Annotated in this window: 10 protein-coding genes; 4 read left to right on the plus strand and 6 right to left on the minus strand. The window is 63.3% G+C overall.

Features of this window, described 5'->3' with window-relative positions:
• The first annotated feature begins 40 nt into the window (after positions 1-40).
• Together D4Q51_RS11760 and D4Q51_RS11765 are read left to right on the plus strand one after the other, a co-directional pair.
• Positions 41-1,081 (plus strand): amidohydrolase family protein, encoded by a 1,041-nt coding sequence (locus D4Q51_RS11760; protein ID WP_120077934.1) that lies wholly within the window; start codon positions 41-43, stop codon positions 1,079-1,081.
• 56 nt (positions 1,082-1,137) lie between these two features.
• Entirely contained in the window at positions 1,138-2,268 is a 1,131-nt protein-coding gene (locus D4Q51_RS11765; RefSeq protein ID WP_120077935.1) for a CaiB/BaiF CoA transferase family protein, read from the plus strand.
• A gap of 21 nt (positions 2,269-2,289) precedes the next feature.
• On the opposite strand, the gene D4Q51_RS11770 is transcribed toward D4Q51_RS11765, so the two are convergent.
• From D4Q51_RS11770 to D4Q51_RS11785, 4 genes are all read right to left on the minus strand, one after another.
• Positions 2,290-3,639, minus strand: a complete 1,350-nt coding sequence (locus tag D4Q51_RS11770) for an aldehyde dehydrogenase family protein (RefSeq protein ID WP_120077936.1) — start codon at positions 3,637-3,639, stop codon at positions 2,290-2,292.
• Between the two features lie 93 nt (positions 3,640-3,732).
• Positions 3,733-4,575, minus strand: a complete 843-nt coding sequence (locus tag D4Q51_RS11775) for a class III extradiol dioxygenase subunit beta (protein WP_120077937.1) — start codon at positions 4,573-4,575, stop codon at positions 3,733-3,735.
• Entirely contained in the window at positions 4,575-4,979 is a 405-nt protein-coding gene (ligA, locus tag D4Q51_RS11780; protein ID WP_120077938.1) for a protocatechuate 4,5-dioxygenase subunit alpha, read from the minus strand. The genes D4Q51_RS11775 and ligA overlap by 1 nt, the downstream gene beginning before the upstream one ends.
• 47 nt (positions 4,980-5,026) lie before the next feature.
• Positions 5,027-5,455, minus strand: coding sequence for a MarR family winged helix-turn-helix transcriptional regulator (locus tag D4Q51_RS11785; RefSeq protein WP_120077939.1), 429 nt, complete (start codon positions 5,453-5,455; stop codon positions 5,027-5,029).
• A gap of 103 nt (positions 5,456-5,558) precedes the next feature.
• On the opposite strand from D4Q51_RS11785, the gene D4Q51_RS11790 reads away from it, so the two are divergent.
• Positions 5,559-6,422, plus strand: coding sequence for a p-hydroxycinnamoyl CoA hydratase/lyase (locus D4Q51_RS11790; RefSeq protein WP_120077940.1), 864 nt, complete (start codon positions 5,559-5,561; stop codon positions 6,420-6,422).
• A gap of 105 nt (positions 6,423-6,527) precedes the next feature.
• Positions 6,528-8,648, plus strand: coding sequence for an acetate--CoA ligase family protein (locus tag D4Q51_RS11795; RefSeq protein WP_120077941.1), 2,121 nt, complete (start codon positions 6,528-6,530; stop codon positions 8,646-8,648).
• Positions 8,649-8,655: 7 nt separating this feature from the next.
• Here the strand turns inward: D4Q51_RS11795 and D4Q51_RS11800 are convergent, their stop codons facing one another.
• On the minus strand, positions 8,656-9,510 hold the full coding sequence (locus tag D4Q51_RS11800) for a hypothetical protein (protein WP_240624698.1): 855 nt from the start codon (positions 9,508-9,510) through the stop codon (positions 8,656-8,658).
• Between the two features lie 147 nt (positions 9,511-9,657).
• A partial coding sequence (locus D4Q51_RS11805) for an OmpA family protein (RefSeq protein ID WP_162925078.1) occupies positions 9,658-10,002 on the minus strand: 345 nt, incomplete at its 5' end.

Below are 10,002 nucleotides of genomic sequence, written 5' to 3' on the forward strand. Positions count from 1 at the left end.
TTGCCCAAACCTTGATAGTTCAACGGGAGAGGAGAGACCCATGGGAAAGAGATGTCGCCTGATTGCCTGCGAGGAAGCCTGGACCATCCCCGAGGTCGCCGATGAACTGAAGAAGGTGGCGCGCAGTCCCAGTCAGAGCCTCGACAAGTTGCTGGTGGCAGGCATCTACGATGCGGAGGAGGATAACAGCGGCTACGGCAAGATGAACTTCCTGCAAGGACTGCTGGACGTGGAGGAGCAGCGTCTGCCGCAGATGGACGAACACGGCGTGGACATGCACCTGCTCACGCTGACAGCGCCGGGCGTGCAGATGTTCGATGCCGATACCGCGACAGACCTTGCGGCGCTTTCCAACGACCGGCTGGCCGAGATCTGCTCCAATCGCCCTGATCGCTTTGCCGGCCTCGGCAGCTTCGCCCCGCACAGCCCGAAACGGGCCGCGAAAGAGGTGGAGCGCGTGATGACCGAGCTGAAACTCAATGGCCTTGTCGTCAACAGCCACACCCACGGCGACTATTTCGACGATTATCGCTTCTGGCCGATCCTGGAAGCGGCAGAGGCGCACGATGCCACGATCTACATCCACCCCCGGGCGCCCTCGGACAGCCTGAAGGGTCCGTTGCAGGACTATGCAATGGATTCGGCCATGTGGGGCTATGGCGTGGAAGTGGGCACGATGATGCTGCGCATGATGGCGGGCGGCGTGTTCGACAGGTTCCCGAACCTGAAGATCTGCGTCGGCCACATGGGTGAGATGGTGCCGTTCTTCATCTGGCGGATCAATTTCATGAACAGTCGCGCGCAGAAGGTGGGCCGCGCACCGAAGACCGAAAGGAGCATGGAAGAATACTTCCGCGACAACTTCGTTTTCACCACCAGCGGCGTGGAGGACCATCTCGCCCTGCGTTATGCCATCACGCGTATGGGGATCGACAACGTCATCTGGGCGATCGATTATCCGTACCAGCCGATGAAACCGGCGGTGGACTTCATCGAGAGCTTTGAATGCACCGAGGCGGAAATGCACGCGCTTTGTCACGGCAATGCGGAGCGCGTGTTCCATATTCCGCCGCAGGGTTGAGACGCGGGGCTGAGACGGGCGTTTACCTTGTCATGGAGTGCGCCTAGGCGGGGCGCATGAGCGAAACACCATCCAATGCCCCGCTGGCCGGTATCAAGGTCGTCGAACTCGCGCGTATTCTGGCAGGGCCCTGGGCCGGGCAGGTGCTGGCGGATCTTGGCGCGGAAGTCATCAAGGTAGAAAGCCCCGAGGGCGACGATACCCGTCAGTGGGGCCCGCCGTTCATAGATCGGCCCGACGGCACCAAGGATGCCGCCTATTTCCATGCCGCCAACCGCGGCAAGGACACGATCACCGCTGATTTCAATCGCGCGGGCGACGTGAACAAGGTGAAGGCCCTGATCGCCGAGGCCGACGTGGTGATCGAGAATTTCCGCGTGGGCAGCCTCGCCAAGTTTGGGCTGGACTACAAAAGCCTTGTCGCGAACCATCCGGGCCTCGTCTACTGCTCGATCACCGGGTTCGGACACGACGGCCCCTACGCGGGCCGGGCGGGATACGACTTCATCATCCAAGGCATGAGCGGGATCATGGACCTGACCGGGTTTCCCGACGGTGCGCCAACCAAGATCGGCGTTGCCTATGCCGACATCATGACCGGCCTCTACGCCGTGATCGGCATCCAGGCAGCGCTGCGCCAGCGCGAGACGACCGGGCGCGGGCAGCTTGTCGACATGGCGCTGTTCGATGTGATGGTGGGAACGCTCGGCAACCAGGCGATGAACTACCTTGTTTCCGGTCGGAGTCCGAAGCGGATGGGCAATGCCCACCCCAACATCGCGCCTTATGAGGCGTTCGAGGCGAAGGACGGCTGGCTGATCGTGGCCGTGGGCAACGACAAACAATTCAGGCGTTTTGCCGATGCGATAGACCTGCCCGCGCGCGAGGAGTGGACGACCAACGCCCGCCGCGTGAAGAACCGCACATCGCTGTCCGCCGCCATCGCCATGCGGGTGAAGGAAATGAAGCGCGACGACCTGCTGCTGAAGCTGGAGAACCGCGGCATTCCCGCTGGCCCCATCAACAATGTGAAGCAGGCGCTCACCGATCCGCAGATGGTCGCTCGCGGCATGGTGGTGGACCTGGACGAGGCGGGCCTGAAGGGCCTGCGCACGCCCATCCGGTTTTCCGATGCAGACCTTGCGCTGGGCAAGCCGTCACCGGCATTGCCCAGGCAGGAGGACTGAAGCGGCGATCAGGCCGCCCCCTCAGGCCGCCATGTGCTGGTAGACGGCGCGGTGGTGGCTGAATTCCCTGAAGCCCCAGTAGCCGTGATAGCTGCCCATGCCGCTGCCGTTCACGCCGCCGAAGGGCAGGCGATTTTCGAGGTAGTGCGAGAATACGCCGTTCAGGGTCGTGCCGCCCGAACTGGTGCGTTTGAGCACCTTGTCCATGTTCTCCTCGCTGGGTGAGAACATGTAGAGCGCCAGCGGCTTGTCGCGCGCCTCGATGTAGTCGATCACCTGGTCGAGGCTGTCGTAGGTCATCACCGGCAGCACGGGGGCAAAGATTTCCTCCTGCAGGATTGTCATCTGCGGGGTGACATCGGTGAGCAGGGTGGGGTGGATGGTGAGGTCGTCCGCATCCATTTCGCCGCCCACGGCAATGGTCGCGCCTTTTTCGACGGCATCGTCCACCATGGATTTCACGCGGTTGAAATTCGCCTCGTTCACGATCTGCGCAATGGCGGACTTGTCGATCTCGCCGCTACCGTAAAGGTTGTTCTGCACATTGGTGCGGAAGCCTTCGACCAGTTCGTCCTGCTTGTCCTCCGGAACGAACACGTAGTCCGGGCAGATGCAGGCCTGCCCGCCGTTGAACTGCTTGGCCCCGGCCAGTGCGGCGGCGATAGGCGCTACGTCCGCGCCGTGATCGATGATGACGGGGCTCTTGCCGCCCAGTTCCAGCGTGACGGTGGAGAGGTGCTTTGCTGCCGCTGCCATCACGATCTTGCCCACGCGGGTAGAGCCGGTGAAGAAGATGTGGTTGAACGGCAGTTCCAGCAGAGCTTCTGCCACCGAGACATCGCCTTCGAACACGGCGACCTCGTTCTCGTCGAAGGCTTCCTCGACGATCACCTTGGCGATCTTCGCCACGTTGGGGCACAGGTCCGTCAGCTTCACCATGCATGTGTTGCCAGCGGCAACCGCAGCGGCCACCGGGCCGAGCGTCAGGCCGAGCGGGAAGTTCCACGGGCCCAGCACCAGACACACGCCGCGCGCTTCGGGCACGATCATGGCCTTGTCGGTTTCGGACTTGCTGGGCGTGACCGGGGTCGGCTTCATCCACTCTTCCAGCTCGTCGATGTTGAGCTGGATATTGCCGACGATGTTCATCACCTCGGTCACGCGGATCTCGCCTTCGGGCTTGCGCGTGTCCTTCAGCACGGCGGCGACGATATCGTCCGCGTGGCTTTCCACCGCGTCCTTCAGCTTCTGCAGCTTCGCCTTGCGCGTGGCAGCATCGCTGGCCTTCACGTTCCACTGGTTCGCCTGCTGCGCCTGGAAGATGCGCTTGATATCGGCGGACAGGTCGGCGGCGGTGGGTTGGTCGGTCATGTCAGGCTCCCCGGCTGGCGTGTGTGGACGTGTTGTCACGCGCTAGATCGTCACTCGCCCGGACATTGTCAATCAGCAGAGATTGGTGACTTGCTAGCTCTTGGTCTCGTAAACCACATGCCCGACCGCAGTGTTGCTGGCAGGCACGCGGTAGAAGCGGTGCTTCTCCTCTACGCCGTAACCCATCGCCGCGCGCATTATCAGCCACATGATCAGCTCGATCCCCTCTGTGCCGGCCTCGCGCAGGTATTCGAGGCGGGTGATGTACTTCAGCTCTTCCGGCTCGTGCGCCAGCAGCTCCAGGAAGCGGCGATCGAATTCCTCGTTGATGAGCCCTGCGCGCGTACCCTGCAACTGGTGGCTCATGCCTCCCGTGCCCCAGACCTGCACGTTCAGGTCTTCGGGGAAAGTCTTCACCGCGTTGCGGATCGCTTCGCCCAGCTTCCAGCAGCGTTCGCCGCTGGGGGTTGGGAACTGGGTGACGTTGACGGCGATGGGGATCACCTTGCACGGCCATTCCTCCACTTTCCCGAACACGAGGCTGAGCGGCACGGTGCAGCCGTGGTCCACGTCCATCTCGTTGATCAGCGTCAGGTCGAACTCGTCGATCACCAGCTGCTCTGCCACGTGGGCGGCCAGATCGAGGTGGTTCTTCACCACCGGCACCGGGCGGCGGCCCCAGCCTTCGTCGGCGCTTTCGAACTCCTCGGCAAAGCCCATCGCGAAGGTCGGCACGATATCCAGCATCAGCGAGCTTGCGTGATCGTTGTAGATCAGGATCACCACGTCGGGCGTGTTGTCCTTGATCCATTCCTTCACGTACTTGTAGCCTTCGAAGATCGGCTTCCAGTAATCTTCCTCGGTCTTGCCGAGATCGAATGCCGCGCCGATTGCGGGCACGTGGCTGGTGGCGATACCGCCGGAAATACGGGCCATCAGTTTTTATTCCTTATCGAGCGCAGGCCTTCGGGCGAACGACCGCCCGCCAGCATCATCTGCGCATATTCCTCCGCGCTCATCCCGCTCATGGAACTGACCGCCTTCTGCGCGCTCCATCCGTCGGTGCTGGCAATCTTCACGAGGAAATACATGTTTCCGCCAAGCTCGATCAGCTTCGTCAGGTTCCGCGCCAGCACGGCCTGCTTCTGCTCTTCCGACATGGCGTATTGATCGAGATATGCACGCTCGTCCGCCTTGAACGCCTCGCGGTTCTCGGCCTTCATCAGGCTCATGCAGAACTTGTGCAGGTGATAGGCCTGACGGCTTTCGCGCGCGCGGAACACCTTGGTTCCGGGAATGTCATCAAGTTCGTCGAGCGAATAGAGGCGTGTGCGGGGCATTGTCTTGTCCTGTTGCATGGTGCGCCTGGCGCACCGTATCGTTAGCTTTATTGCTCGCCGCTATCCACGATCCATAGCGCGTTGAGCGCCGGGAGCAGGTGGGCGCGGTGCTGTGCTGGCACGCGGGAAAGCAGTTCGGCCTCGAACGCCTCGATCACTTCCAGGGCCTTGTCGCGCACCTTGCGGCCTTTCGCCGACAGCACGAGGCCCTGCGATTTTCCGTCGATGGCGTGGCGCTCGATCAGCCCGTCGCTCTCCAGCCGTTTCAGCAGCGGCACCATGTTGGCGCGCTGGATATCCAGCTGCCGGCCAAGTGCGCTGGCGGTGATATCGGGATAGGTGCCAATCAGCAGCAGGGCAGAGGCATCGGCCTGTCGCAGCCCCAGTTCCGCCAGACGCCCGGCAAGTTCTGCGCCGGTGGCATTGGCAGCCCGTCGCAGCGAATAGCCGGGGAAGCGGATCAGCGGATCGTCCATGCGGGGCACCTTAGCGATTGTTGTTGCTTATAGCAATCTGTATAGCTATTGGGGATAACAATTAATCGAACGGCGCGAGTCGCGCCAGCAGAGGAGAGTCAGCATGGCAAAAGGCCCGTCGCAACCCGATCCGCGTCCGCAGGAAGAAACCGTCAAGTACGACATCGTCGACGGCGTCGCATGGGTATCGTTCAACCGCCCCGACAAGCGCAACTGCATGAGCCCCAAGCTCAACAAGCAGATGCTGATCGTGCTGGAAGAACTGGAATTCCGTGACGATGTGCAGGTGCTGGTGCTGACCGGGGAGGGCACTTCATGGTCCGCGGGCATGGACCTGCTGGAATACTTCCGCGAAGCCGAACAGCAGGGCCTGCACAAGGTGCGTGAGCACCAGCGCCAGGCCTACGGCTGGTGGGAACGCCTGCGCTGGTACGAAAAGCCGACTGTCGCCATGATCAACGGCTGGTGCTTCGGCGGTGCCTACGGCCCGCTGTTCGCCTGCGACCTCGCCTATTGCTCCGACGATGCGCAGTTCGGCCTGTCCGAAATCAACTGGGCCATCCTGCCCGGCGGCGGTGCGTCCAAGGTCGCGGCAGAGCTGCTCAACTTCCGCGACGCCATGTACCACGCCATGATGGGCGAGAACCTGACCGGACCCGAGGCCGCAGCCAAGGGCATGGTCAACGAATCGCTCCCCGCCGACAAGCTGAAGGCGCGCGTGCAGGAAGTGGTCGACGTGCTGAAGAAGAAGGACAGCCAGGCCCTGCGGGCTACCAAGTGGGCCGTGCGCCGCGTGCGCGAGATGACCTACGACAATGCCGAGGACTACCTGATCCGCGCTCAGGAGGCGTTGAACGATTTTGGCGGCTGGGAAACCCGCAAGGAAGCGACGAAGCAGTTTCTCGACGAGAAGACCTTCAAGCCTGGCCTCGGCGCTTTCGACAAGACCAAGGTCAGCAAGGACTGATCTTGATACCGCTGAATCGATCACCCCGGCCATCGGTCGGGGTGACGCTTATGGTGCTGCGGGTTACGTAACGCAGCGAGAATTGTCAGGGAAGAGGATCGCCCGATGAGCACCCGTCGCTTCACCAACGAACAGATCGATCGCCTGTTGCGCCCCAAATCGGTCGCCGTCGTCGGCGCGTCCGACCGTCACGGCGCGCTCGGCTGCACGCTGCTGAACAACCTCGTGCAGTACGAGTTCGATGGCGACGTCTACCCGGTGAACCCCAAGCGCGACGAGCTTCAGGGCCTGAAGGTCTACAAGGACGTGAAGGAACTGCCCCACGGCGTCGATTGCGCGGTGCTGGCGATCCCGCGCCCCTTCGTGCTGCAGACGGTGCGCGAGCTGGCCGAGAACGGCTGCGGCGCGGTGGTGATCTATGCCGCCGGTTTCTCCGAAGCGGGTGAAGAGGGCGCGAAGGACCAGGCCGAGCTGGCCGCCATTGCCGAGAAGCACGGCATCATCATCGAAGGCCCGAATTGCCTCGGCTGCACGAACTACGTCGAGCGTATTCCGCTAACTTTCGTGGAAACCAACATGCAGACCCCGCCAAAGGGCGCGCGCGCCGTGGGCGTTGCCAGCCAGTCGGGCGCGCTTGCCGCCGTGCTGGCCACCACGCTGCACCCGCGCGGCTGCTATGTCTCCACGTCGGTCTCAACCGGGAACGAGGCGGCCTCCGGCGTGGAGGACTACGTCGAATGGCTGGTGGACGATCCCGCCACCCACGTGATCGCCATGTATGTGGAGACGTTCCGTCGCCCGCAGGCATTCATCGCCGCCGCCCGCCGTGCACGTTCCGCCGGCAAGCCCATCGTGCTGCTGCATCCGGGCAAGAGCGACAAGGCGCAGGAATCGGCTGCCACCCACACTGGCGCAATGGCGGGCAACTACGCGTTGATGAAGGCCAAGCTGACGCGCGAAGGCATCATTTTTGCCGACACGCTGGAGGAACTGGCCGATATCGCCACCATCGCCGTCACTTGCGAGAGCCTGCCGGGTGCGAACATGGTGGTGCTGGGCGAAAGCGGCGCGCTGCGCGGCCTCGCCTTCGACCTTGCCGAGGATATCGGGCTGGACCTGCTGCACCTCGACGACGGGAACAGCCCCCGGCTGCGCGAAGTGCTGCCCGATTTCGTGCCGGTATCGAACCCGACAGACATTACCGCCGTGGGCCTCAGCGAACCGGAGATCTACACCAACCTGCTGACCGCGCTGCTGGAGGACGACCGCGTGGGTTCCGTGGTGGCCAGCATCATCCAGTCCGACCCGATCACCAGCGAGATCAAGTTCCCGGCCATCCAGAAAGTGCTCGATGGGCGCGAAATGGACAAGCCGCTGGTCTTCGCAGGTGTCGACGAGGGCGCGAACGTGCCGCAGAAATACAAGGACGGGTTGGCGAAAGTGGGCATACCCTACTTCCCCTCCACGGAACGCGCCTACCGCGCGATCGCTCGCTTGGCAGACCTTGCCAAACGCGACCTCGAAAACCGTTCAGGCGAACCGCTGGCGGTGCCGGGCATTGCAGACGAGAGCGGCGTGATACCCGAATACCGGGCGAAGGAACTGCTGCGTCCGCTGAACGTGCCGTTCCCCGAAAGCACCTTTGCCGCTTCCGCCGACGATGCCGCGAAGGCCGCCGATGCGCTCGGCTATCCCGTGGTGATGAAGGCACAGGCCGCGGCGCTCGGTCACAAGAGCGATGCCGGCGGCGTGATCCTGAATCTCAAGTCGGCCGAAGAGGTGCGCGAGGCGTTCGACCGGATGTACGGCAACGTAGCGAACTACGATTCCTCCATTACTCTGGACGGCGTGCTGGTGGAAAAGATGGGCACCATGGGCACCGAAATGATCGTGGGTGCGAAGCACGATCCGCAGTGGGGGCCGGTCGTGCTCGCGGGCTTTGGCGGCGTGACGGCGGAAATCCTGAAGGACGTGAAGCTGTTCACCCCCGATCTGGGCGTCGAACAGGTGAAGGAAGGCCTGCTCAAGCTGAAGCAGGCTCCGCTGCTGACGGGCTGGCGCGGATCGCCTGCGCTGGACGTGGATGCTCTTGCCGAAATGATCGTGACCATGGGTCGCATCATGGAAGGCAATCCCTCCATCCGCGAAGTCGATCTCAATCCCGTGATCGTCTATCCGGAAGGGCGGGGCGTGATCGCGCTGGATGCCCTGATGCTGGTCGACTGACCGGCTGTCAGCCGCCACGCCTCAGCGCGCTGGTGTAATTGATCCTGATCCTTACCCAACTGCCGACCTGATACTGCCCGCCGAGACGCGGCGGGCGGACCTTGAATTGCCAAGCAGCGGCCTGCACGGCGCGCGCGATGCCCGAATTCTGCGGATATTCGCTGACGACCTCGCAATCCTCGACGCGCCAGTCCTGCGCGGTGCGGCAGGCGATCATTCCCCAGCCGGGGCCGCTGGCGGCAGAGAGGTAGCCGGAAAGCTGGTCCGGCTCCGGCTCCCTGTACCAGGCAGCAGCGTAGAGCGGAGAGCCGTCGGGCGCCGTTCCGACCCTCTCGCTGTCCGGCCCGCCGCGATTGCCAGTGTCTGCCGGCCCGAAGTTCCGATCCGACCGGACGACGGCGCCAATGCGCCCGCGCGGCGCGGCGGTTGGTGTAGGCGCCGGTTCGGGTGCAGGCTGTGGCGGGACGTTTACGGTAGGAACGGGCAGGGCAGAGGGCAGCGGCAGTACGGACGGCGCAACCGGCTGCGGCTCGTCGCGCGGCTGCGGCGTGGTTTCGACAGGGGCGGCGGCGCTCTCCGGTTCGCTGGGCGCTGGCTCCTCTTGCGGGGAGTCGGCCTCGCTCACGTCGAAACTGGTGACAGGCACGAATTCGCGCTGGTCCTCCCGGCTGCCCAGTCCCAGCGAGAGCAGCAACAGCACGATCAGCAGCTCTATTGCGAGAGCCAGGGCAAAACCTGCACCACGGCGCGAGGCATCGGCTCGCAACCGGGCGTAGGCGCTGCGCCACCATGGACCCTCGAAGACTTCTGGCTCGTAGGCGTAAATGGAAGGGGTATCCCGAGAATGTGAAAACGCGCGCACTAGCCGCGCATGACTGAACATGCACTGTCAGGGGCGACGGAGGTTTTCAACTGTTCGTCGCATGGGCACTTCCAGCGCGTCCCTCTTGCGCAAACAAAAAGGGCCGGGATTGCTCCCGGCCCTTTTCGTTGTTGTGTCCGAGTGGACTTACATGCCCGAGCCCGGGCCGTAAGTGATTTCCACGCGGCGGTTCTGCAGTTCGCGCACGCCGTCTGCGGTGGGCACGCGGGGCATGCTTTCGCCGAAGGCTTCGCTGGAGATGCGACCGCCCGGAATGCCGCGACCGGTGAGGTATTCGCGGACCGAGGCGTTACGACGCTCTGCCAGACCCATGTTGTACTCGACCGAGCCGGAGCGGTCGGTGTGGCCGGCCAGCATGATGGCTGCGGTACCGCAATCGCCGTAGGCGGTGATGGCGGAGTTGAGCACGGTTGCTGCTTCCGGAGTGATGGTGGACTCGTCCCAATCGAAGAACACGATGTAGGGGCCCTG

The sequence above is a fragment of the Aurantiacibacter odishensis genome (genome assembly GCF_003605195.1).
GTDB lineage: Bacteria > Pseudomonadota > Alphaproteobacteria > Sphingomonadales > Sphingomonadaceae > Alteraurantiacibacter > Alteraurantiacibacter odishensis.

Bases quoted from the DNA above. Each gene is read 5' to 3' on its own strand.
- D4Q51_RS11760 (WP_120077934.1), top strand. From the start codon at position 41: ATGGGAAAGAGATGTCGCCTGATTGCCTGCGAGGAAGCCTGGACCATC.
- D4Q51_RS11765 (WP_120077935.1), top strand. From the start codon at position 1,138: ATGAGCGAAACACCATCCAATGCCCCGCTGGCCGGTATCAAGGTCGTC.
- D4Q51_RS11770 (WP_120077936.1), bottom strand. From the start codon at position 3,639: ATGACCGACCAACCCACCGCCGCCGACCTGTCCGCCGATATCAAGCGC.
- D4Q51_RS11775 (WP_120077937.1), bottom strand. From the start codon at position 4,575: ATGGCCCGTATTTCCGGCGGTATCGCCACCAGCCACGTGCCCGCAATC.
- ligA (WP_120077938.1), bottom strand. From the start codon at position 4,979: ATGCCCCGCACACGCCTCTATTCGCTCGACGAACTTGATGACATTCCC.
- D4Q51_RS11785 (WP_120077939.1), bottom strand. From the start codon at position 5,455: ATGGACGATCCGCTGATCCGCTTCCCCGGCTATTCGCTGCGACGGGCT.
- D4Q51_RS11790 (WP_120077940.1), top strand. From the start codon at position 5,559: ATGGCAAAAGGCCCGTCGCAACCCGATCCGCGTCCGCAGGAAGAAACC.
- D4Q51_RS11795 (WP_120077941.1), top strand. From the start codon at position 6,528: ATGAGCACCCGTCGCTTCACCAACGAACAGATCGATCGCCTGTTGCGC.